This window comes from Streptomyces sp. NPDC015139 (assembly GCF_043079785.1).
GTDB classification, from domain to species: domain Bacteria; phylum Actinomycetota; class Actinomycetes; order Streptomycetales; family Streptomycetaceae; genus Streptomyces; species Streptomyces albidocamelliae.
Map to the genome: position 1 here is coordinate 761133 of NZ_JBIBUW010000003.1, position 23251 is coordinate 784383.

Consider the following 23251-nt stretch of genomic DNA (forward strand, 5'->3'; position numbering starts at 1 on the left):
GGATCGGGGTCAGGGGCTATGGAGTCGGGTGAAGGGCCGGCTAGCGGAAGCGGAAGGCCTTCATCAGGCGCAGACTGCGGCTCATGAAGGCCGCGTACCTCTCGTCGTCCATGCCCAGCGAGGGCGCCATCGGCAGCAGTCGCTGCTGGGCCACCGTCTGGGCCTCGGTGTACTTGAGGATGCCCTCGGAGCCGTGCCGGCGGCCGAGTCCGGAGTCCTTCATGCCGCCCATCGGGGACTGGACGCTGCCGTAGGCGGGCGCGTAGCCCTCGTTGACGTTGACCGTGCCGGTGCGCAGGCGCGAGGCGACGTCGAGGCCCCGGCGGGCGTCCTTCGTCCACACGGACGCGTTCAGGCCGTACGGCGTGGCGTTGGCGCGCTCGACGACCTCCTCGTCGCTCTTGAAACGGTAGACCGAGACCACCGGACCGAACGTCTCCTCCTCGCACACGGCCATGGAGTCCTCGACACCGTCGAGGATGGTCGGCTCGAAGAAGTAGGGGCCGATGTCCGGGCGGGCGACGCCGCCGGCGACCAGCTTCGCGCCCTTGGCCACGGCCTCCTGCACATGGCGTTCCACCGTCTCGAGCTGCCGCTCGCCGACCAGCGAGCCCATGTCCGCGCCGTAGGCGAGGGAGTTGCCGAGCCGCATGGCCCGGGTGCGGGCGGCGAAGCGCTCCAGGAAGGCGTCGGCGACCGACTCGTGGACGTACAGCCGCTCGATGGAGATGCAGAGCTGGCCGGCCGAGGAGAAACAGGCGCGGACGGCGCCGGCGGCGGCCTTCTCGATGTCGGCGTCGTCCAGCACCAGCATGGCGTTCTTGCCGCCGAGTTCGAGGGAGACGCCGACCAGACGGGCTGCGGCGCCCTGGGCGACCTCGCGGCCGGTACGGGTGGAGCCGGTGAAGGAGACGTAGTCGGCGTGCTTGACCAGCTCCGGGCCGACGACCGGGCCCTCGCCGAGGACGATCTGGAAGACGCCCTCGGGCAGACCGGACTCGATGAGCAGGTCGCGGGCCCACAGGGCGGTGAGGCAGGTCTCCGTGTCCGGCTTCATGACCACCGCGTTGCCCGACACGAAGGCGGGCAGGGCGTCGCCGACGGACAGCTCCAGCGGGTAGTTCCAGGGGGCGATCTGGCCCACGACCCCGCGGGGGTGCCGCAGTTCGGAGACCTTCGTCAGGGTGGGCATGGCGCCCGCGTGCCGCTTCGGCCGCAGGTAGGCGGCGGCCCGGCGGCCGTAGTGGCGGGCCGCGACGGCGACGGCCTGCACCTCCTCGTGCGCGTGCAGCCGGGCCTTGCCGGTCTCCAGCTGCACGAGGTCGAGGACCTCGGCCTGCCGCTCCAGCAGCAGGTCGTGGAAGCGGAGCAGGACGGCGGCCCGCTGCCGTACCGGGACCTTCGCCCACACGGCCTGCGCGGCACGGGCCGCCTCGAAGGCCCGGAGCACGTCCTCGGGGGTGGACTCGGGCAGGTCGGCCAGCTTCTCGCCGGTGAAGGGGGTGTGGTTGGCGGTGCGTCCGGAGCCGACGACGCCCTTGGTGAGCTGGGCCACCAGTTCCGGGGTGACCACGTCGGCGGCGGTGCGGGCGCCCGCGGGTGCGGGTGCGAGGGGGTTGGTACCGGCGATGTCCGGGGCCTGCGTGTCCGTCATGAGGCGCAGGGTATGCCGGTGGGGAAGCTTTGTGTACCCGTCGGTAACGGGGATTCACCGACCGCTCACACACTGCCAGTGATCACTGGCAGCAAATGTGCTGATCAGGGCGTTGGGGTACCGAAGGCCACGACGATCATTCGGCTCCGGGTTTTTTCGCGAGGAGCAGGCCGAGGGCGGCGAAGGGGGTGCGGCGGCGCGGGTCGGCGGGCGGGGCGGGAGCGGGCGCCGGGGACCGGGTGGGTGACCCGGGCCCGGGCCCGGCCGACGGCTCCGGTCGCCCCGGCTCCCCGGACTCCGACTCCCCCGGCTCCTCCCGCGGCTCCGTTTCCCCCGGCCGCTCCGCCCGCTCCGGTACGGGTGCCGGCCCCAGGTGCGCGCGCAGTGCCGCCTCCGCCTCGTCCGCGCCGGGCCGCGCCTCGGGCGCGTCGGCCTGGAGCCGGTCCAGCAGCGGGCCGAGCGGGCCGGGGTCGGCGTCCCCGAGGGCACCGCGCAGCAGCGCGCCCAGGGACCACAGGTCGGAGGCCGGACCGGCACCGGGCCCCGCCGCCCGCTCGGGGGCCACGAACCCGGCGGGCGCCTCGTCCGGGTGGCCGTCGCCGATGCCGAAGTCGGTGAGCACCACCCGCCCGGTGCCCTCCTCCAGCAGGACGTTGGCCGGCTTGACGTCCCGGTGGACGATGCCGACGGCGTGGGCGGCACGCAGGGCGCCGAGGACGGCGAGTCCGACCCGGGCGGCCTCGGCCGGCGGCAGCGGACCGCGCCGCAGGGCCGTTTCCAGGGACTCGCCCTCCACCAACTCCATGACGATCCACGGCACTTCGGCCTCGGTGACGACGTCGCGCACCGTGACGGCGGAGGGGTGCCGTACCCGCGTGGCGGTACGGGCCTCGCGGTAGAGGCGGTGCGCGACGCGCCGGCTCTCCTCGTCCTCGGCCGGATCGCCGGGCAGCAGCGGCTCCTTGACGGCGACCAGGACGTCGTCCCGTTCGTCCCGGGCGCGCCAGACGGTCCCGGCCGGACCGGAGCCGAGGCGCCCGGTCAGCCGGTAACGGCCGCCGATCAGACGTCCGTCGGGCGGGTGTTCACCGTCTTCAGTCATGTCCCATGAGTACCGTGCGCACCACGCCGTTGTCGAAGCGGGCGGTCAGGCGGCCCACCGGTGCAGGGTGAAGCCGTCGCGCGCCTTCCGTACCTCCACCGCGCCGGCTCCGGCGAAGTGGGCGGGAATCACCAACGCCCGTTCGTCCGCTGCACGTTCCAGCTCACGGCGCCTGGTCTCGGCCGCCTGCCGCGGGTCGAGGCAGAAGCAGCTGCTGCACTCGGGCCGCAGGATCTGCACCGGGCTGTGCAGCAGGTCGCCGACGAACACGGCGCGTTCACCACGGGAGGCGACGCGCAGGACGGAGGAGCCCGGTGTGTGTCCGGGGGCGGGCGCGAGGACGAGGTGCTCGTCGATCCGGTGCTCCCCCTCCCACACCTGCGCCTGTCCGGCCCGGTGCACGGGCGCGACGCTGTCCTCGTAGAGGAGCCGGTCGTCCACCCGCACTCCGCCCCCGTAGCCGCCCTCGGGGCCGAAGTGGTGGTCGTCGGCGGCCGGGAGCAGGTACCGGGCGTTCGGGAAGGTCGGCACCCACGCGCCGCCGGCGTCCCGGGTGTTCCAGCCGACGTGGTCGGCGTGGATGTGGGTGTTCACCACGAGGTCGACGTCCGCCGGGTCCACGCCGGCCCGCCGGAGCCGCCCGGGCAGGTCGCCGTCGCGCCGGTGGAACTGCGGGTTCGCGGGCCGCTCCCGGTCCCGGCCCACCCCGGTGTCGACGAGCACGGTTCGCCCGCCGCTGCGCACCACCCAGGTCTGCAGCGCGGCCACGGCCAGGTCCTCCGCGGGCTGCCAGTGGCCGGGGGCGAGCTGGTCCTCGTGCTCCCGCCACAGCTCGGGGCGGCTTTCGGGGACGAGCCGGCGGGCCGGTGCGAGCGGGCCCCGCCACTCGACGACCCGCAGGACCTCGACGTCGCCGATCATGAACTTCTGCACGGTGTCTTCAGCCATGTGCAGGACACTAGAAGGGCGACGTGAGCATTTCGATGCTCACCAGGCTCGATCGAATACGCTGGCGTCTCATGGATGTGGTGAGCGACGCGATCTCCGCGGTCCGGGCCGGCCGTCCCTCCTCGAACCGGCTCCGGGTGACCGGCTCGTGGTGCGTGCGGCTGGCGCCGTACGAGGGGGCGGGCTTCCACGTCGTGCTCGGCGGTTCCTGCCGGCTGCTCACCGACGGCGGCGGCGAGCCCGTGGCCCTGGGTCCGGGCGACGTGGTGCTGCTTCCGCACGGGACCGGGCATCTGCTGGCGGACGGCTCGCGGCACCCGGTGGACGTCCACCGGGCGGTGCGGTTCGAGGAGGTGCGGGACACCGGCGCGGTCCTGCCCGGAAGCGGCCCCGAGGTGGAACTGCTGTGCGGCAAGTACCGGCTGGACCGCAGCCGGACGCACCCCCTGCTGGCGGAGCTGCCGGATCTGGTGCTGCTGCCCCACCGGGCCGGGGAGAACCCCGAACTGCGCTGCGCGGTGGACCTGTTGTGCCGGGAGCTGGCCGGTGCGCGGCCCGGCGGCAGTCTGGCCCTGCCCAGTCTGCTGGACCTGCTGCTGGTCTACATGGTCCGCGCCTGGACGGCCGGGGCGCACACCGGCAGCTGGCCGGCCGCGCTGAGCGACCCGGCGACGGCCGCGGCCCTCGCCGCCCTGCACGCCGAACCGGCCGCTCCCTGGACCACCGCCCTGCTGGCCGCGCGGGCCGGTGTCTCCCGCGCCACCCTCGCCCGCCGCTTCACCTCCCTGGTCGGCCGTCCGCCCATGGCGTACCTCACCTGGTGGCGGCTGACGCTGGCCGCGACCCGGCTGCGCGACTCCGACGCACCGCTCGCGACGGTGGCCCGGGAGACGGGGTACGGCAGCCCGTACGCGCTGTCGCACGCGTTCAGCCGGGAGTTCGGGATGACACCGGGCCGGTACCGCGGCCTCAGGGCTTCATGACGTCAGCCCTTCGTGACGTCGGGGCCTGCGCCAGGGCATGCGTCAGGGCTTGGTGACGTCCAGGTTGGCGATCGCCGCCTTCGCCACCTCCCGGCCCCGGGCGGTGAAGTCGCCCGCGCCCGGATAGCCGACGACGAGCGTGTACAGGTCCCCGGCGGTGGTCCGGTAGTAGAAGATCTGGAGTTCACGCGGGCGGGGGTCCTCGCTGTCGTCGGTCTTGTAGCCGACGGTGTTCTGCGCGGCCTGCCTGCCGTGGTACGTGGCCGTGTCGTCCGGGTGCGTCCTGGCGCCCTCGGGCATGTCGAGGCGGTACTCGCCCTCGTTGCGGAACTTCTCGTCGTCGGCGTACATCTGGGACCGCGCGGTGTTCTTGATCTCGTGCAGGGAGTCCTGCGCCTTCCGGGCCAGGTGCAGCTCGACCCGGATGCTTCCGCTCCAGTCCTCGTACGCCACCCAGTTCCTGTCGGAGTCGTCCTTCTCGGGCCGGACGGCCCGGTAGCCGGCGGGGACGGCGAGGGTGGCACCCAGCCGGGCCTCCGGCCGCTTCTTCCAGCCGTCGGGCAGGGGGCCGGCGAACGGGTCGGCGAGAACGAGGTACCCCGCCACGGCGGCGGCCACCACGGCCGCGCCCAGGCCCAGCCACACCCCACGGCCGAGGCGCCGTGACCTGGCGGCGGGCGCCTCCCCCGGGGCGGTCGTCGCCACGGGCCGGGTCGGCGCGGGGGGCGCCGGGGGCTTCGCCGCCTCCTCCAGCAGCGCGCGGACCCGGTCCGCGGCCGGCCGGTGCGCGGGGTCCTTCTGGAGCAGTCCGTTGATGACCTCGGCCAGCGGGCCCGAGGCGGACGCGGGCGCGGCGGGGGTGGCGTTGAGGACGGACTGGAGGGTCGCCGGGGTGTTGCTGCGGCGGAACGGCGAGACGCCCTCGGTGGCCGTGTACAGGACCACGCCGAGGGACCACAGGTCGCTCGCCGGTCCGGGCCGCTGCCCCAGCACCCGTTCCGGCGCGATGTACTCGGGCGAGCCGACGAAGCCGCCGGTGTCCGTGAGCCGTGTGTCGCCCTCGATCTGGGCGATCCCGAAGTCGGTGAGGACCACCCGGTCGTACCGGCCGAGCAGGACGTTGTCGGGCTTGACGTCCCGGTGCAGGACGCCCGCCGCGTGCGCCGCCTCCAGCGCGCCCAGCACCTCCAGGCCGACCCGGGCCGCCTCGCGCGCGTCCAGGGTGCCCTCCTGGAGCGCGCTGCCGAGGGTGCGGCCGCGCACCAGCTCCATCACGATCCACGGGCGGTCGTCGACGACCGCGACGTCGTACACGTTCACCACGGACGGATGGTCGAGGCGGGCCGCGGCGCGGGCCTCACGGCGCATGCGCTCGTAGGCGTTGGCGCGTTCCCGTTCGGGAAGGTGGTCGGGGACGCGGGGCTCCTTGACGGCGACCTCGCGGTCCACCGTCTCGTCCTTGGCCCGCCACACGGTGCCCATGCCCCCGTGGCCCAGCTTGCCCAGCAGCCGGTAGCGGCCCGCGATCAGCCGTCCGCCGCCCGGGACCTGCGCGGGGACGGACGGGGCCGCGGGGGCCCCGGGCACGGCGGCGGCCGGTACGGCGTGCGGATCCGGGTGGGGGGCGGGGTGCGCCTGCGGCTGCGGGTCCGGGTGCGCGTGCCCCTGCGCCTCCGGCCGGTGCTGCCACTGCGGCTGCGGCGGTCGCAGAACGAAGCTCGTCGTGTCGTCGGTCCCGTGACCGGCTCCCCCGTCATTGCTCATGCTTCATCCATATCGCGCCGACGGCGCCCGCATCCACAGGGAACACGAACCGGTCACACACCCGTGACCGTGCCGCCGAGGGCCCGGTACGCGCACGTCCGCCCCGCGGGGACGGGGCGCTCAGCCGCGCGGGGCGCGGAAGGTGTCGACCGCCACGTCGAAGTACTCGCGGGCCTCGCTGACGTCGCCGACCGGCGCCGACACCCACACGTCGTACATCCGCCCGGATTCCTCCCAGCACAGGTCGAAGGTGTGCCGCGGGCCCTCGGTGGCGCTGAAGCCGTCCCAGGTGAACTCCCACAGCGCGGCGGGGTGTCCGTCGTGCTCGGTGCCGGTGACCCGGCCGTCGCGGTAACCGGGGTTGTTGGCCGGTCCCTTGGCCGCGGACCGCTCCATCACGAGCCGCGGACCGCCCGGTTGGACGCCGGTGACCTTGACGCCGAGGCGGAAGGTCCCGCCGGGCGAGAGGAAGAAGACACGCTCGCCCTCGCGGCTGCGGGTGAAGCCCTCCGGTACGGCGAGGGAGTACCCGGCCGGTTCCCGCGCCGTGCGGTAGCCGGAGGGCGCCGGACGCGAGCCGCCGGTGGCGCCGGGCGACGTACCCGGTGCTCCGCTGGCCGGAGGTGCGCTCGTGCCCGTGCCGGTCCGGGTCGCCGGGGACGTCGCCGTACCGCCGGGTCGGCCCCCGCCCCCGTCCCCGCCCCCGTGCAGCAGCAGCGCCGCGGCCGACACACCGGCCCCGGCCAGCGCGGCGACGAGCAGGGCCGCGACCAGCACCGGGCGCCGGGACGGCCGGGGCACGGCGGACGTGGGCGGACCGCTGTGCGGGACGTCCCGCTGCGTCGGTGTGTAGGGCGCGGGCACCTTCCCCGTACGGCCCGTCCGGCTGCCGCCGAACCGGGGGACGCGCCCGTTGCCGTGGCCGCCCGCCGCACCGGGACCGCCCGGCCCGTGGGGGGTCCGTCCCGTCTCCAGGTACGTCCAGAGCATCCGCTCGGCGTCCGCCGTCCCGAGCCGCCGGTCGGGATCGCGGTCCAGCAGGCCCCGTACGACGGGCAGCAGCGGCTCGGCCTGCGCGGGCGGCCGGATGTCGTCGGCGACGACGGCGTGCAGGATCCCGCCGAGCGAGTCGCGCCGGAACGGGGACTCGCCGCTGAGCACCGTGCACAACAGGGCGCCCAGCGACCACAGATCGGACTCGGGCCCGGTGCGCAGCCCCGACATCCGCTCCGGAGCGGTGTATTCGGGCGAGCCGACGAAGGAGCCGGTCTCGGTGAGCGTGGTGGCGCCCGCGACCTGCGCGATGCCGAAGTCGGTGAGCACGACCCGGTCGGTGCCGGACTCGATCAGGACGTTCGCGGGCTTGATGTCCCGGTGCAGCACCCCCGCCTCGTGGGCGGTGCGCAGCGCGCTCAGCAGCGCGATGCCGATGCGCGCGGCCTCGGCGGCGTCGACCGGGCCCTGCCGGGCGATCCGGTCGGCGAGCGAACCGCCGTCCACCAACTCCATGACGAGGTAGGGCCGGTCGTCCTGCTCCAGGACGTCGTGCACGACGATGATGTGCGGATGGCGCAGCTGGGCGACCGCGCGCGCCTCGCGGAAGGTGCGGTCGCGGCGCCGGCGCGCGTCGTCGTCCGCGAACGAGTCGTCCGGGAGGAGTTCCTTGACCGCCACCAGGCGGCCCAGCACCTGATCGCTCGCCCGCCACACGACGCCCATGCCGCCACGCCCGATGCGTTCCTCCAGGCGGTAACGGCCCGCGATCACCCGGAAGTCGGCGCCCTCGGTCCCCATGCGCCCATCATGCCGCACCGGACCCATGCGCTCCGGGGCGCCGATCGGCCAAGCCGGGCCGCCCAACCTGCATTTCCGGCCGTCCTCGGCCGCTTCGGGCGCCTCGGCGCCGCGGCCGGATCAGCCCGCCTCCGGCTGCTGCCAGCCCCGCAGCACCCACGCGAACTGCCGGCTGGTCGTCGGCCAGTCCTGGGCCGGGGCGGACATGTAGATCGCGTACTCGGTGCCCTGACGCGAGAAGTACGTCTCCTCGATGGCGCGCCGGGGGCCGGGGACGAAGGGCGGGTCCTTCTTCAGCGCCGTCCAGGTGTATTCCCACACCGCGCCCTTGCAGTCGCGGTAGGTGTTCTCGGTCATCTGCACGCGCTTGTAGTCGAGCAGCCGCTGGAGCTGCTGCTCCAGGTCCTTCTGGTGGGACAGCGGATCGGCGAAGTCGGATGAGCCGTCGATGGCGATGCGGACGAAGTGCCTGCCCTGGTCCGGCGTGTAGTCGACCTGCTTGAGATCGCCCTGGATGGAGTACACCTTGCGCTTCCAGCCCTTGGGCAGGGAGAGGCTGAAGCCCAGCGGGTCGTGGTAGGTCCGCCAGCCGGCCGGGATCGCACCACCCGGGCCCGGTGACGCGCCGCCGCCCGAGGACGCGGGCGCGGGACTCGTGCCGTCCCCCGTCCCGGTGCCGGTGTCCGATCGCGTTCCGTCCCACTTCTGGTAGGCCACCGCCGCGCCGCCGCCGAGCACGGCCGCGAAGGCGACGACGAGGGCGAGTGTGCGCAGCCGGCGTCGTGGCCGGCCCGCCGTCCGGCCGCCCGCCGCCTGGGACACGGACGCCACGGCCGTGGGGCCGGTCGCCGAACGCCCTGTGCCCGGCACCGTACTCGTGCCGTGCGTGGCAGCCGCCGTACCGGAGCCGTACCCCGAAGTCCCGTGCCCGTGGCCCGCGGTGTCCGGCCCGTGGTCCGCGGGACCCTGCCGGTGGGTCCGGCCCGCGGACAGGCCCGAGCTCTGCGTCGGAACGAACGCCTGTGCCGTGCTCGGCCTGCGGCCCTCCGCCGCCTCGGCGAGCATCTGCTCCGCGTCCTCCGCGCCCGGCCGCTGGCCCGGTTCCTTGCGCAGCATGGCGGCGATGACGGGCCCCAGCGGACCGGCGTGCCGCGGCTCCTCCGCCTCCTCCTCGACGACCGCCTGCATCGTGCCCAGCGGCGAGGTCCGGCGGAACGGCGAGCGGCCCTCGACGGCCGTGTACAGCGTCGCGCCGAGCGCCCACAGGTCCGAGGACGGGCCGGGGTCATGGCCGCGCACCCGTTCCGGCGCGAGGTAGTCGACCGAGCCGACGACCTCTCCGGTGCGGGTGATGGTCGTGTCGCCCTCGATCTGGGCGATGCCGAAGTCGGTGAGCAGGACTCGACCGTCCTGCCCGAGAAGGACGTTGCCGGGCTTGACGTCCCGGTGCAGGACTCCGGCGGAGTGCGCGGCGCGCAGCGCCCGCAGCACCCACAGCCCGATGCGCGCGGCCTCCCGCGGCTCGACGCGTCCTTGTTCCTTGACCGCGTCGGCCAGCGAACGGCCCTCGACCAGCTCCATCACGATCCACGGGCGGCCGTCGTGTTCGAGCACGTCGTGCACGGTGACGACGGCGGAGTGGTTGATGCGCGCGGCGGCACGCGCCTCGGCGCGGGTACGGGCGAGCAGAACGGCCCGGTCGCCGTCGGAGACGTAGAGAGCGGCGGTCAACTCCTTGACGGCGACCGACCGGTGCAGCACCTCGTCGTGGGCGCGCCACACCCGGCCCATGCCGCCGCTGCCGATGGAATCGGCGAGTCGGTAGCGGCCCGCTATGAGCAGGCCCTGCATCTGATTCACGTTGCCCCGCAATGCTCTTGACAGGGTCAGACTAAGGACCGCCCCTCCCTCTGGGAACAAGCGGGGTACCAAGGTGACAGTCCTGTGACGGTTGTCGTGTTCCGGGCCGCCCCACCGGTATACGGGGCGCTCAACCCGTGTAGCGGTACGTCGCCGTGGCCTGGTCGTAGAGCCGCGTGATCTCGTCCCGCTGAGCTTCGGGACCGCGCACCTGGACGAGGTGGTAGCGGCCGTCGATCAGGATCGCCATGTTGCGCACGTACAGGTCGCGTCCCTGGCCGTCGGTCCAGGTGAACTGCCCCTCCGCCATGGTCCGCCCGCCCACCTCGATGGTTCTCAGGCCGGTGGCGGTGGACCAGCTGGAGTCCCGGTACGGCTGGAGTTCCTTCTCCTTGTCCCGCTGGTAGACCATCGGGTCGCTGCCGTAGGACGAGGTGCCGTCCCGGCCGGGCACGACGATCAGCTCGAAGTTCCCGTGCGCGTAGACCACCTGGCCGCTGCCGTTCCTGGGCGTGCGGTCCCAGCCCTTGGCCACGGCGACCCGGAAGCCGTCGGGGTCCTTGCGCAGGGTGAAGCCGTCGGCGACGGCAGGGTCGCCGCCGGTCTGCGTCCCGGTGGCCGGCGCGGAGGCCGAGGGGCTGCCGTCCGGCGTGCTCCGTCCGGACGTCGGTCCGGCCGAGCGGGAGGGCGCCGGACTCGCCTGCCCCGCGCTGCCGGTGCGGTCGTCCCCCGCCGCGCCGTCCTCCTTCTGCTTCGGCATGAACAGCATCGCGTAGGCGACCGCGCCGGCCAGCAGGAGCAGGATCAGCAGGAGCAGGGTCCGGCCGAGGCTGCGCGGCGAACCGCGGCCCTCCCGCGCACGCTTGTGGCGGCCGTGGGGATGGGTGTCGGGCAGGGCTGCGCGGCGCCGCCGGACCAGTTCGCCACGGCGCCGGACGATCGGCAGCCGGCTCGGGTCGGCGGGCGGGACGGGGACGACGTGCGTACCGGCGTCCGGCTCGGGCGCGGACCGCACCAGCGAGCGCAGCCAGCCGCTCAGTTCCTCGAAGTCCAGCCGGTCGGTGGGGTCCTGGCGCAGCAGCGACTCCACCACCGGGCGCAGCGGTCCGCACTCCTCGGCGAACGCGGGCGGCTCGGCGCACACCAGCTGGACCAGTTCGGCGGTGGACTCCTCGGGGTAGGGCGCGTGTCCCTGCACGGCGCGGAAGAGCAGCGCGCCGAGGGCCCACAGGTCGGTCTCGGGGCCGACCGGCGCGGCCAGCTGCCAGTTCTCGTGCACGGGCCCGGCCTGCTCCGGTGCCCACCGCTCGGTCACCGGCCCCACCACGGTCATCCGCACCTGCCGCGCCCGCTCGGCGGCCAGCGCGGTCCCGGGCCCCCGGCGTACGGCACCGCCGGCCCGCTCCTCGCCCCAGCGCGCGGTCGTCTGCGCGGGGAGAGCGGGGGTGGTGCTCCGATGGCCGGGGCCGTCGGGTGCCTGCGGGGCGAGGTCCGCCCGGGGTGCGGTGCCCGGCCGGCCGGTGTGCGGGTCGCCCGGGGGGAGGCCGGCCCGCTGGGGAGCGCCGCCCAGGGCCGGGGGCGTCGCTCCGGTGCCGGTACGCGGCGCGGCGCCGTGCCACGGCGCTCCCTGCACGCCGTAGGGGTCGGCTATCCGGCCGGGCGGCGTCGCACCGCCCGTCCCGGTGGCGTACGGCGACGGCGGCGCGGCGCCGGCCCGGCCGGTGCCGGTGTCGTCCTCGGCGGGCGGCCGGGCGCCGGGCAGCGCGGCGCGCCCGTTCTGCTGGGCCTCCTGCACGCGGGCGGCGGCACGGGCGCCCGCGCGGTAGGCGGCGATGGCACCGGCCCGGGCGGCCCGGATGTCCCCGCCGCTCTCCAGGGCCCGCTGTCCCGCCGGACCGGACGGCGTCCCGGGCGCACCGGGTCCGCCGGAGACGTCGTCGTCCCCCGGCGCGGGCAGCCCGCCCACCGCCCTCGCCCGGATCGCGGCCCGGCGCGCGGCCTCCGGATCGACGTCCGGCGCCGGGACACCGCCGGAGCCGGGGGAGCCCGCGGCCCCACGGTCACCTGCCGGGTGCGTGCCGGGACCTGAGCCCGGGCCCGCCGCGGGTCCCGGCCCGGGCCCCTCCGCCGCCCGCGCGTCCGGCTCGAAGCCTTCCTGGGCCGGCACCGGGTCGTAGCCGCACAGGGCCTCCTCCGCCGCGCCGACCGCGAGACCGGTGAGCATCACGCGGCCGTCGTCGCAGACGAGAACCGTACGGGCGGTGATGTTGCGGTGCACCCAGCCGTGCGCGTGCAGCACCCGGAGCGCCATCAGCACGTCGGCGGCGACCTCGGCCGCCCGGTACGGCGTCAACGGCTTGTCCGCGAGGAGCGCGGACAGCGGGCGTGCTGCCACCAGCTCGCTGACCACCCACAGTGACCCGCCCTCGGCGAACACGTCGAACACCTGGTCCAGCCGGGGATGGTCGGGGATGCGGGCCGCGGCCTGCGCGGCCTCCACGGCGCGCCGCACCGCGGGATCGGCGGGGCGCCGGGTCGCGGTCCGGGTCGCCGGTCCGGGACGGGTGCCGCGCGCCCGTGCGGTGAAGCCCTCGGGCAGCCCCTCCGCGTCGAGCACCTCGGCCTCGACGACCTCGGGCAACGGCACCTGACGGACGAGCACTTCCTGACCGCTGTAGGTGTCGAAGGCCCGGCTCTCGGTCAGCTCGTACTCGTCGGACGGCGGCAACGGCAGGCGGTAGCGGTCGGCGAGCACCCGACCCGCGTAGTCGTCCACTGCGCCTCCCCCGGCCGCCCTTCGGTCACATCCGTTCGCCTCGCGGACCGTTTCGCACACCCGTCCGGCTGCGTACGGTCCGCAACCATTCACGATACGTGCCGGAGGCAACCCGCACGGAGTGGATGACGGATTCTCACGCGGCAAACCGGCCGTGAACGTCTACGACTTGGGCCGGAAGGACTTCGTCAGCGTCTTCCAGGTGTCCTTGCGCAGCTCGCTGCCCCAGTCGGCGGCCTTCGCGCTGTACATCAGCCCGTAACCCTGATGCCCGTTCACCACGAAGCCCCGGTCGATGCTGCGGTACTTGGTGCCGCCCTCGGAGTAGGTGAACTCCCAGTCGGCGGTGTTCCAGTTCCGGTAGTCCACCGCCTCTATGCGGATCCGCCGGTACTGGGCGCGGACCATGCCGCGTTCCTGGTTCTTCCAGTCCGCCACGGGGTCGCTCTTGGGCGTGCTGGTCCATCCGACGAGCAGCCGCTGACCCTGGGGCCCGGTGTAACGGTCGCCGGCGCCGTCGGAGGACTTGAACGACCAGCCCTTGGGCAGCCCGATCGAGTAGCCCTGACCGCTCTTGCGGGTCGTGACCGCCGGCGCCGCGTCGGAGGAGCCCTTGTCGCCGGAGTCGTCCGGGTCGGACTTGTCGTCGGACGCGCTCGCGCTGACGTCGGTGGCCTTGTCCGAGTCCGAACCGGTGCTCGCGGGAGCCGAGTTCGCGCCCCCGGCCCGGGTCCCGCCGTTCTCACCCCGCGTACCGCCCGTGCTCTTGTCCTGCTTGGTGGAGGCGCTGCCGCTGGCCCCGGGCGCGGCTGCGCCGCTCCCGCCGTCCTTGTCGCCGCCGTTCAGGGTCAGGACGAGCACCGTGCCGAGCACCGCGAGGGCGATCAGTACGGCGATGACGATCAGGGTGCGCTTCGGCACCACGTCGGTCAGCGGCGCCCGGGGCACCGGACGCGGCGGCAGGTCGAGGTCCGGCGGCGGTACCACCGGCCAGCCGGAACTCGGCTTCTTCGCACCGGTGTCCGGTGTGGTGGCGGCGTCCGGGGCGGTGGCCGCCGGCCTGCCCGCACTCCCGGTGCCCGCGGATCCGGCGGAGCCGGACTTCGTGCCGGCGGTCGCGCCTCCCGCCCCGGCCGCAGCGCCGGTGCCGGACTTGGCCGGGCCCGGCTCGGCGGTGCCGGGCTCGGCGGTGCCGGGCTTGGCGGTGCCGGGCTTGGCGGTGTCACCGCCGGTCTTCGACCGCGTCGCGGCCGCGGCGGTGGCCGCACCCGCGGCCTTGCGGACCGAACGCAGCGCGCCGCGCAGCTTCTCCCCCGCCTCCTCGCCCCGCTTGCCCTCGCGCGAGTCGGGCTGCCCCGGCAGCGCGACCACCCGCGTGGCGTCCATCGACTCCGGCTCCGGGGCGTGGACGACCACGCTCAGCATGGCCCGGGCCCCGGCGTCGTCGAGCCGCTTGGCCGGGTCCTTGGTGAGCAGGCCGTAGATGACGTCCCTGAGCGGGCCCGCGTTCTTGGGCTCCTCCAGGGGCTCGGTCATCACCGCGGTGAGCGTGGCGATCGCCGAACCCTTGTCGTACGGCGGAATGCCTTCCACCGCCGCGTACAGCAGTCCGCCCAGCGACCACAGGTCGGCCGCCGGTCCGGGCTTGTGGCCGCGGGCGCGCTCGGGGGAGATGTAGGAGGGCGCGCCGACGAGCATGCCGGTGGAGGTGATGGACGGGTCGCCCTCGACCTGCGCGATGCCGAAGTCGGTGAGCACGACCCGGCCGTCCTCGGCGATGAGCACGTTGGACGGCTTCACGTCCCGGTGCAGGATGCCCTCGCGGTGCGCGGAACGCAGCACGTCGAGGATGGCGAGGCCCACCTCGGCGGCCCGCTTGGGCTCCAGCAGGCCGTCCTCGCGGATGACCTCGGCGAGGGACTTGCCCTCCACCAGCTCCATGACGATCCAGGGCCGGTCGTCCTCGTCGACCACGTCGAAGACCGTCACCGCGCTGTTGTTGCGGATCCTCGCGATCGCCTTCGCCTCGCGCAGGGTGCGCGTGATCAGGCGCCGCTTCTCGTCCTCGTCGATGTTCGTCGGGAACCGCAGCTCCTTGACGGCGACCGTCCGGCCCAGGGTCTCGTCCTCGGCGCGCCAGACGGTGCCCATGCCGCCCCGGCCCAGCACGTCTCCCAGCCGGTACCGCCCGGCGAGGAGACGCCGCTCGTTCTTGTCCCGACGAGTCTCCTGACGAGATGTTCCCGCCCGCTCCGCCTCCGACATGCGTCCCCTCATACAACCCGCCCTGACAGAGCCTCCATTGTCTCTCACCCGACAAGTGGCCGACGCCCAGGGTGCCTCTGGCCGCGGCCCGCCCTCCGCGCACCGGGCACCCCCCTGAATCATGCGTTCCGTTTACCGGGATGATGGCCCTCAAGAAGGGAGGAACCGGCATGCCGACACTCAGGTCACTGCTGCCCCTGGCGGTGTCCGCGGCCCTGCTGCTGGCCCCGGCGGCACGTCCGGACGCAGGCCCGACCGCGCCCGTGGACACCGTCCTGCCGCTGCTCGTCGCCGAGGGCGGGGCGCCCGCCGCCGCCCTGCTGACCCGGGACGAGGGCCACGACCACTACACGGCCGCGGGCCGGGGTATCGCCCGCGCCGACCACTTCCGGGCCGGCAGCGTCACCAAGACCTTCATCGCCACGCTCGTGCTCCAACTGGCCGCCGAGCACCGGCTCTCCCTGTCCGACACCGTGGAGCGGCACCTGCCGGGACTGCTCCGCGGGCCCGGCACCGACGGCCGGGACATCACCCTGCGCGCCCTGCTCACCCACACCAGCGGGCTGCCCGACTTCACCGAAGCGACGCACGGCACCGTGCCCCTGACCGCGTCTCAGGCCGTCCGCCTGGCGCTCCTCCTCCCTCCGGCCCACCGGGGCCGCTACTCCTACTCCAGCACCAACTACGTCCTGCTCGGCCTGGTCCTCCGCCAGGTCACCGGTCACTCCTACGCCACCGAGGCCGAGCGGCGCATCATCGCCCCGCTGGGTCTGACCGGCACCTCCTTCCCGGGATCCCGCACCTCTCTGCCCTCGCCGCACGGCCGCGCCTACGCCGCCGACGGCTCCGACGTCACCCGGCTCGACCCGCGCGTGGCCGGCGCGGCGGGTGAGCTGGTGACGACGCTGGCCGACCTCGACCGCTTCTACGCGGCACTGCTCGGCGGCCGGCTGCTGCCCCCGCGCCGGCTGCGCGAGATGCTCGACACCCGTGCCGCACACGGCGCGTACGGCATGGGCCTGTTTCCGGTGAGACTGCCCTGCGGCACCACGGTGTGGGGACACAACGGCCGGATATCCGGCAGCTACGTGCGCAGCGCGGCCACCGCCGACGGCCGGCGTGTCCTCACCTTCCGGGTGAACACGGACGCGATCGCAGATCCCCGCCTCGAACCGGCCCTGCTCGAAGCCGAGTTCTGCCCTCGCACCTGGTAGAACGAGCCGGTTCCGCACAAAGATCCCGGTTCACGACACTCGTTCGAGTGAACCCCGCGCCGTCAGGTGAGCGGCACGATGTCCGGTGCGCCCAGGCGTGCCGCGTCCGCAGTGAGGTCGTCCGGCTGGAGCTGGGACTCCCGCTCCGCCTCCACCCGCTTCTCGTAGTGCTCGACCTCGCGCTCGACCTGGTCCTTGTCCCAGCCGAGGACCGGGGCCATCAGCTCGGCCGCCTCACGGGCGCTGCGGGTGCCCCGGTCGAAGGCCTCGATGGAGATGCGGGTGCGGCGGGTGAGCACGTCGTCCAGGTGCCGGGCGCCCTCGTGCGAGGCGGCGTACACCACCTCGGCGCGCAGGTAGTCGTCGGCCGCGTGCAGCGGCTCGCCGAGGGCGGGGTCGGCGGCGATGAGGTCCAGGATCTCCTCGGCCATCGAGCCGTACCGGTTCAGCAGGTGCTCGACCCGGACCACGTGCAGGCCGGTGCGGGCGGCTATCCGCGCTCGCGCGTTCCACAGCGCCTGGTAGCCCTCCGCGCCCAGCAGCGGGGTCTCCTCCGTGACGCAGTCGGCGACGCGCATGTCGAGGCCGTGCACCGCCTCGTCCACGGCGTCCTTCGCCATCACCCGGTAGGTCGTGTACTTGCCGCCCGCCACGACGACCAGTCCGGGGGCCGGGTGGGCGACCGTGTGTTCCCGGGACAGCTTGCTGGTGGCGTCGGACTCGCCGGCCAGCAGCGGCCGCAGACCGGCGTACACCCCCTGCACGTCGTCGCGGCCGAGCGGCACCGCCAGCACCGAGTTCACGTGCTCCAGCAGGTAGTCGATGTCGGCGCTGGACGCGGCCGGGTGCGCCTTGTCCAGGTCCCAGCCGGTGTCCGTGGTACCGATGATCCAGTGCCGGCCCCAGGGAATGACGAAGAGGACGGACTTCTCCGTGCGCAGGATGAGGCCCGTGGTGGAGTGGATGCGGTCCTTGGGCACCACCAGGTGGATGCCCTTGGAGGCCCGGACGTGGAACTGACCGCGCTCGCCCACCATGGCCTGGGTGTCGTCGGTCCACACACCGGTGGCGTTGACGACCTGCTTGGCGCGGATCTCGTACTCCCCGCCGCCCTCCACGTCCTGCACCCGGGCGCCGACCACCCGCTCGCCCTCGCGCAGGAACCCGGTCACGCGCGCACGGTTGGCCACCTTCGCGCCGTAGGACGCAGCCGTGCGCACCAGGGTGGCGACGAACCGGGCGTCGTCCATCTGGGCGTCGTAGTACTGAAGGGCGCCGACGAGGGCGTCCTTGCGCAGGCAGGGCGCGACGCGCAGGGCGTGACGACGGCTCAGGTGACGGTGCAGCGGCAGGCCCCGGCCGTGCCCGCGGGCCATGGACATCGCGTCGTAGAGCGCGACGCCCGAGCCCGCGTACAGCCGCTCCCAGCCCTTGTGCTGCAACGGGTACAGGAAGGGCACCGGCTTGACCAGGTGCGGGGCGAGCCGCTCCAGGAGCAGACCGCGCTCCTTGAGGGCCTCGCGGACCAGCGCGAAGTCGAGCATCTCCAGATAGCGCAGGCCGCCGTGGACCAGTTTGCTGGACCGGCTGGAGGTGCCGGACGCCCAGTCGCGGGCCTCGACCAGTCCGGTGGACAGGCCGCGGGTGACCGCGTCGAGCGCGGTGCCGGCTCCGACGACTCCACCGCCGACCACCAGTACGTCCAGCTCGCGCTCCGCCATCGCCGCCAGTGCCTCGGCGCGCTGCGCCGGCCCCAGAGTCGCTGTCCTCACCGCTGCCTCCCGCTGTCGCACATCGCTCGCGTCGGCCGCACCCGGTGGGCGAAGCCCGGTTCACCCCCTCCTCATGCCCAAATTCTGACCGGGTTGCCCGACTTCAGCCACCACGGGCTCCCAACCTGTGGACAACTCGCGCACAACCCTCGCAAGACACACGAACACAATCACACATGGTGGTCATATGTGTACCTAGTCTGACATTGCACTCGCTCTGGCTGTCCACAGCGGTTGCGCACCTGTCCCGCTCCGGCTATTGGGAAGGACGGCCCACGCATGCCCGCAGACCTCGCCGTCATCGGACTCGGCCCCTACGGCTTGCCGCTCGCCCAAGCCGCGGTCGCGGCGGGCATCCACACCGTCGGCTACGCCACCGGCCCGGAGGCGGGCTCGCTGAGCCCCGCCGAACTGCGCCGGATGCACTCCGCGGGCTTCCGGCCCGTCACCGACCCGGCCCAGCTCGGCCGGGTGCGCACCGCGGTGATCTGCGCGCCGACCCCGCGCGGCGCCGACGGCGGGGTCGACCTCGGTCAGGTCGAGTCCGCCGCCCGCACCCTGGCCGCGCGGCTCCGCCCGCACACCACGGTCATCCTGGAGTCCCCGGTGCTGCCCGGGACGACGGAGAAGTTCCTGCGCCCCCTGCTGGAGGAGGGCTCGGGCCTGCGGGCCGGACGCGACTTCCACCTCGCCTACTCCCCCAGCCGGGTCGACCCCGGCAACCGCGACCACACCCCCGGCAACACCCCCAAGGTCATCGGCGGGCTCACCCCCGCCTGCACCGAGTCGGCGGCCGCCTTCTACGGCCGGCTCACCGACAAGGTCGTACGCGCGCGCGGGCTGCGCGAGGCGGAGACCGTGCAGCTGCTGGAGACCAACTTCCGGCACGTGAACATCGCCCTCGTCAACGAGATGGCCGTGCTCTGCCACGATCTGGGCGTCGACCTGTGGGACGTCGTCCGCTGCGCGGAGACCAAGCCCTTCGGCTTCCAGGCGTTCCGGCCGGGACCGGGCGTCGGCGGCCACGGCGCCCCGCAGGACCTCACCGGGCACGCCGGCCGCACGCTGCGCATGGTGGAGCTGGCCCAGCAGGTCAACCACCGCATGCCCCGCTACGTCGTCCAGCGCGCCGCCACCCTCCTCAACGAGCACGGCAAGTCCGCCCGCGGTGCCCGCGTCCTGCTGCTCGGCGTCACCTACAAGGCCGACCTCGCCGATCTGCAGGGCACGCCCGCGCGGGAGATCGCGATCCGGCTGATGGAACTGGGCGCCTCCGTCAGCTACCACGACCCCCACGTGCCCGCGTGGAACGTCCTGGACCGCCCGGTCCCGCGCGCGGACTCCCTGTACGAGGCGGCCGCCGACGCCGACCTGACGATCCTGCTCCAGCCGCACCGCACCTACGACCTCCAGGGCCTGTCGGTGAAGGCCCAGCTGCTGCTGGACACGCGGGGGGCCACCCCCACGGGAGCGGCGCACCGGCTCTAGGCGGGCACTGGCCGAAAACGATCGCGCACGGAAAGCGGTCACGAACGGAAAACAGCCGGGGGCGTTGTCGTCCCCGGCTGTTAGTCTCCCTCGGACTCGCCGCATTCGCGTGCGCATGTCATTCTTTTCCGCCATCCAGTTGTGCACAACACGGGGGGATTCCTGTCATGAGCCAGTCAGCTCCGCAGCCGCCGCAGCCGGGGCCGGTCGACGGCAACCCGTTCGCGAAGGAGGCGCCGGCGCCCGCCCCGGGAGCGCCGTACCCGCCGCAGCCGGGCGCCTTCGCGCCGCCGGCGCCGGCCGCGCCCAGCCGCAACAACATCGCCCTCGGCCTGGTCGCGGCCGTCGTCGCCGCCGTGGCCACGGCCGCCCTGTACGGCCTCATCATCGGCGGCACCAAGCACGAGATCGGCTGGGCGGCCGTCGGTGTCGGCTTCGTCATCGGTCTCGCGGCCGGCAAGGCCGGTGGCAACAACCCGGTCCTCCCCGTCGTCAGCGCGATCCTCGCGCTGGGCGCGGTCTACATCGGCCAGCTGGTCGGCGAGGCCATGATCGGCGCGGACCAGCTGCACGTGAGCTTCAGCGAGCTGTTCTTCCAGCACTTCGACGTGGTCCAGAAGGTCTGGAAGGAGGACGCCGATCCGCTCACCTTCGTGTTCTTCGCGATCGCCGCGTTCGCCGCGTTCTCCGGCAGCAAGAAGGCCGCCCAGTAGGCGAGCCGCCCGCACGGGAAAGGGCCCGGCCACCGCATCGGTGGCCGGGCCCTTCGCGTCGTACGGATCAGCGCCGGTGCTGGCTGTCCGCCACCGTCACCTCGACCCGCTGGAACTCCTTCAGCTCGCTGTAGCCGGTCGTGGCCATGGCGCGGCGCAGGGCACCGAAGAAGTTCATGGACCCGTCCGGGGTGTGGGACGGGCCGGTGAGGATCTCCTCCAGGGTGCCGACCGTGCCGAGGTCGACCTTCTGGCCGCGCGGCAGCTCCTCGTTGACCGCCTCCATGCCCCAGTGGTGGCCCTTGCCGGGCACGTCCGTGGCACGGGCCAGCGGGGAGCCCATCATCACCGAGTCGGCACCGCAGGCGATCGCCTTGGGCAGGTCGCCGGACCAGCCGACCCCGCCGTCCGCGATCACGTGCACGTACCGGCCGCCGGACTCGTCCATGTAGTCGCGGCGGGCCGCGGCCACGTCGGCGACGGCGGTGGCCATCGGGACCTGGATGCCGAGGACGTTGCGCGTGGTGTGCGCCGCGCCGCCGCCGAAGCCGACCAGGACGCCGGCCGCGCCGGTGCGCATGAGGTGCAGGGCGGCGGTGTACGTGGCGCAGCCGCCGACGATCACCGGGACGTCCAGCTCGTAGATGAACTGCTTGAGGTTCAGCGGCTCGTGCGAGGACGAGACGTGCTCCGCGGAGACCGTCGTACCGCGGATGACGAAGATGTCCACACCCGCGTCCACGACCGCCTTGGAGAACTGGGCGGTGCGCTGCGGGGAGAGCGCGGCCGCGGTGACCACACCGGAGTCGCGCACCTCCTTGATGCGCGCGCCGATCAGCTCCTCCTTGATGGGAGCCGCGTAGATCTCCTGGAGGCGGCGGGTCGCCTGCTCGGCGGGCAGCCCGGCGATCTCGTCGAGCAGCGGCTGCGGGTCCTCGTACCGCGTCCACAGGCCCTCGAGGTTGAGCACGCCGAGGCCGCCCATCTCGCCGATGCGGATCGCGGTGGCCGGGGAGACCACGGAGTCCATGGGGGCGGCCAGGAACGGCAGCTCGAAGCGGTAGGCGTCGATCTGCCAGGCGATCGAGACCTCCTTCGGGTCCCGCGTACGGCGGCTGGGGACGACGGCGATGTCGTCGAAGGCGTACGCCCGGCGGCCGCGCTTGCCGCGCCCGATCTCGATCTCAGTCACGTTGGTGGCCTTTCCCTATGCGTTGCAGCGCCTTCCAGTATCGCCGACGGGCACGGCAGGGGCGGCCCCGGATGCTCCGGAGCCGCCCCTGCGTGGCCTCATACGCGCGCGTACGTCACTTCTTGCTGCTGTAGTTCGGCGCCTCGACCGTCATCTGGATGTCGTGCGGGTGGCTCTCCTTCAGGCCCGCGGACGTGATCCGCACGAAGCGGCCGTTGGCCTGAAGGTCCGGAACGGTGCGGCCGCCGACGTAGAACATCGACTGGCGCAGACCGCCGACCAGCTGGTGGACGACGGAGGCCAGCGGGCCGCGGTAGGGCACCTGGCCCTCGATGCCCTCGGGGATCAGCTGCTCGTCGGAGGCGACGCCCTCCTGGAAGTAGCGGTCCTTGGAGAACGACCGGCGGTCGCCGCGGGTCTGCATGGCGGCGAGCGAGCCCATGCCGCGGTACGACTTGAACTGCTTGCCGTTGATGAAGAGCAGCTCGCCCGGGGACTCCTCGCAGCCGGCGAGCAGCGAGCCGAGCATGACCGTGTCGGCGCCCGCGACCAGGGCCTTGGCGATGTCTCCGGAGTACTGCAGACCACCGTCGCCGATCACCGGGACACCCGCGTCCTTGGCGGCGAGTGCGGCCTCGTAGATCGCGGTGACCTGCGGGACGCCGACGCCGGCGACCACGCGGGTGGTGCAGATGGAGCCGGGGCCGACACCGACCTTGATACCGTCGGCGCCCGCGTCGACCAGGGACTTGGCGCCGTCGCGGGTGGCGACGTTGCCGCCGATGACGTCGACGCCGGAGGAGTTCGACTTGATCTTGGCGATCATGTCGCCGACCAGGCGGGAGTGGCCGTGGGCGGTGTCCACGACGATGAAGTCGACGCCGTTCTCGATCAGCGCCTGGGCGCGCTCGAAGGCGTCACCGGCCACACCGACGGCGGCACCGACCAGGAGGCGGCCGTCCGCGTCCTTGGCGGCGCTCGGGTACTTCTCCGCCTTGACGAAGTCCTTGACGGTGATCAGGCCCTTGAGGACACCGGCGTCGTCGACCAGCGGCAGCTTCTCGATCTTGTGCTTGCGCAGCAGTTCCATGGCCTCGGGGCCGGAGATGCCGACCTTGCCGGTGACCAGCGGCATCGGGGTCATGACCTCGTGCACCCGGCGGCTGCGGTCGCTCTCGAAGGCCATGTCGCGGTTGGTGACGATGCCGAGGAGCTTCTTGTCGCCGTCGGTCACCGGGACGCCGCTGATGCGGAACTTGGCGCACAGCGCGTCGGCCTCGGCGAGCGTGGCCTCCGGGTGGATGGTGATCGGGTCGGTGACCATGCCGGACTCGGAGCGCTTCACCAGGTCGACCTGGTTGGCCTGGTCCTCGATGGAGAGGTTGCGGTGCAGGACGCCGACACCGCCCTGGCGGGCCATCGCGATCGCCATGCGGGACTCGGTCACCTTGTCCATGGCGGCGGACAGGAGCGGGATGTTGACCCGCACGTTCCGGGAGACGTGCGAGGCGGTGTCGATCTCGTCGGGCGCCATGTCCGACGCGCCCGGCAGCAGCAGCACGTCGTCGTAGGTCAGCCCGAGTGTCGCGAATTTTCCGGGCACTCCGTCGACGTTGGCAGTCATGACACCTTCCCCAAATGGCCTTGATCGGTGCGGATGTCCATGCTAACGGGAAGCATCGACAGCAAATTCCACGGTACGGGGTGACTTCAGGCTTCGTATGTT

The 23251-nt window shown here is 73.6% G+C and carries 15 protein-coding genes; 4 read left to right on the top strand and 11 right to left on the bottom strand.

What is annotated here, in order from left to right:
* Positions 1-40: 40 nt before the first annotated feature.
* The 3 genes from ACF08B_RS12175 to ACF08B_RS12185 form a co-directional block, all read right to left on the bottom strand.
* Positions 41-1654: a succinic semialdehyde dehydrogenase gene (locus ACF08B_RS12175; protein ID WP_392317235.1), complete on the bottom strand. Its 1614-nt coding sequence runs from the start codon at positions 1652-1654 to the stop codon at positions 41-43.
* 136 nt (positions 1655-1790) lie between these two features.
* Positions 1791-2756, bottom strand: a complete 966-nt coding sequence (locus ACF08B_RS12180) for a serine/threonine-protein kinase (protein ID WP_392317236.1) — start codon at positions 2754-2756, stop codon at positions 1791-1793.
* 45 nt (positions 2757-2801) lie between these two features.
* A complete protein-coding gene (locus ACF08B_RS12185) occupies positions 2802-3704 on the bottom strand; it encodes an MBL fold metallo-hydrolase (RefSeq protein WP_392317237.1) in 903 nt (300 codons plus the stop codon).
* A 71-nt stretch (positions 3705-3775) separates the two neighbouring features.
* On the opposite strand from ACF08B_RS12185, the gene ACF08B_RS12190 reads away from it, so the two are divergent.
* A complete protein-coding gene (locus tag ACF08B_RS12190) occupies positions 3776-4687 on the top strand; it encodes an AraC family transcriptional regulator (RefSeq protein WP_392317238.1) in 912 nt (303 codons plus the stop codon).
* A gap of 42 nt (positions 4688-4729) precedes the next feature.
* On the opposite strand, the gene ACF08B_RS12195 is transcribed toward ACF08B_RS12190, so the two are convergent.
* The 5 genes from ACF08B_RS12195 to ACF08B_RS12215 all read right to left on the bottom strand — a co-directional run bounded on the left by ACF08B_RS12195 (position 4730) and on the right by ACF08B_RS12215 (position 15146).
* Positions 4730-6451, bottom strand: coding sequence for a serine/threonine-protein kinase (locus ACF08B_RS12195; protein ID WP_392317239.1), 1722 nt, complete (start codon positions 6449-6451; stop codon positions 4730-4732).
* Between the two features lie 120 nt (positions 6452-6571).
* On the bottom strand, positions 6572-8245 hold the full coding sequence (locus ACF08B_RS12200) for a protein kinase (RefSeq protein WP_392317240.1): 1674 nt from the start codon (positions 8243-8245) through the stop codon (positions 6572-6574).
* 120 nt (positions 8246-8365) lie between these two features.
* The gene (locus ACF08B_RS12205) at positions 8366-10096 is read right to left on the bottom strand and encodes a serine/threonine-protein kinase (RefSeq protein WP_392317241.1); all 1731 of its coding nucleotides are present in this window, start codon (positions 10094-10096) and stop codon (positions 8366-8368) included.
* A 139-nt stretch (positions 10097-10235) separates the two neighbouring features.
* On the bottom strand, positions 10236-12881 hold the full coding sequence (locus ACF08B_RS12210) for a protein kinase (RefSeq protein ID WP_392317242.1): 2646 nt from the start codon (positions 12879-12881) through the stop codon (positions 10236-10238).
* A 162-nt stretch (positions 12882-13043) separates the two neighbouring features.
* On the bottom strand, positions 13044-15146 hold the full coding sequence (locus tag ACF08B_RS12215) for a serine/threonine-protein kinase (RefSeq protein ID WP_392317243.1): 2103 nt from the start codon (positions 15144-15146) through the stop codon (positions 13044-13046).
* A 170-nt stretch (positions 15147-15316) separates the two neighbouring features.
* Between ACF08B_RS12215 and ACF08B_RS12220 the strand changes: the two genes are divergently transcribed.
* The gene (locus ACF08B_RS12220) at positions 15317-16360 is read left to right on the top strand and encodes a serine hydrolase domain-containing protein (RefSeq protein ID WP_392317244.1); all 1044 of its coding nucleotides are present in this window, start codon (positions 15317-15319) and stop codon (positions 16358-16360) included.
* Between the two features lie 62 nt (positions 16361-16422).
* Here ACF08B_RS12220 and ACF08B_RS12225 read toward each other — a convergent pair whose 3' ends face one another.
* Complete coding sequence (locus ACF08B_RS12225; RefSeq protein WP_392317245.1) at positions 16423-18132, bottom strand: glycerol-3-phosphate dehydrogenase/oxidase; 1710 nt, start codon at positions 18130-18132, stop codon at positions 16423-16425.
* 279 nt (positions 18133-18411) lie between these two features.
* Here ACF08B_RS12225 and ACF08B_RS12230 point away from each other — a divergent pair, with 279 nt between their 5' ends.
* Both ACF08B_RS12230 and ACF08B_RS12235 read left to right on the top strand, forming a co-directional pair.
* Positions 18412-19620, top strand: coding sequence for a nucleotide sugar dehydrogenase (locus ACF08B_RS12230; RefSeq protein WP_392317246.1), 1209 nt, complete (start codon positions 18412-18414; stop codon positions 19618-19620).
* A gap of 167 nt (positions 19621-19787) precedes the next feature.
* A complete protein-coding gene (locus ACF08B_RS12235) occupies positions 19788-20333 on the top strand; it encodes a hypothetical protein (RefSeq protein WP_093697268.1) in 546 nt (181 codons plus the stop codon).
* 67 nt (positions 20334-20400) lie between these two features.
* Here ACF08B_RS12235 and ACF08B_RS12240 read toward each other — a convergent pair whose 3' ends face one another.
* Both ACF08B_RS12240 and guaB read right to left on the bottom strand, forming a co-directional pair.
* Positions 20401-21525 (bottom strand): GuaB3 family IMP dehydrogenase-related protein, encoded by a 1125-nt coding sequence (locus ACF08B_RS12240; RefSeq protein ID WP_392170153.1) that lies wholly within the window; start codon positions 21523-21525, stop codon positions 20401-20403.
* Positions 21526-21640: 115 nt separating this feature from the next.
* Positions 21641-23149 carry an IMP dehydrogenase gene (guaB, locus tag ACF08B_RS12245; protein WP_392317247.1) on the bottom strand — a complete coding sequence of 503 codons (1509 nt, stop codon included), beginning with the start codon at positions 23147-23149 and terminating at the stop codon, positions 21641-21643.
* Between the last annotated feature and the right edge of the window lie 102 nt (positions 23150-23251).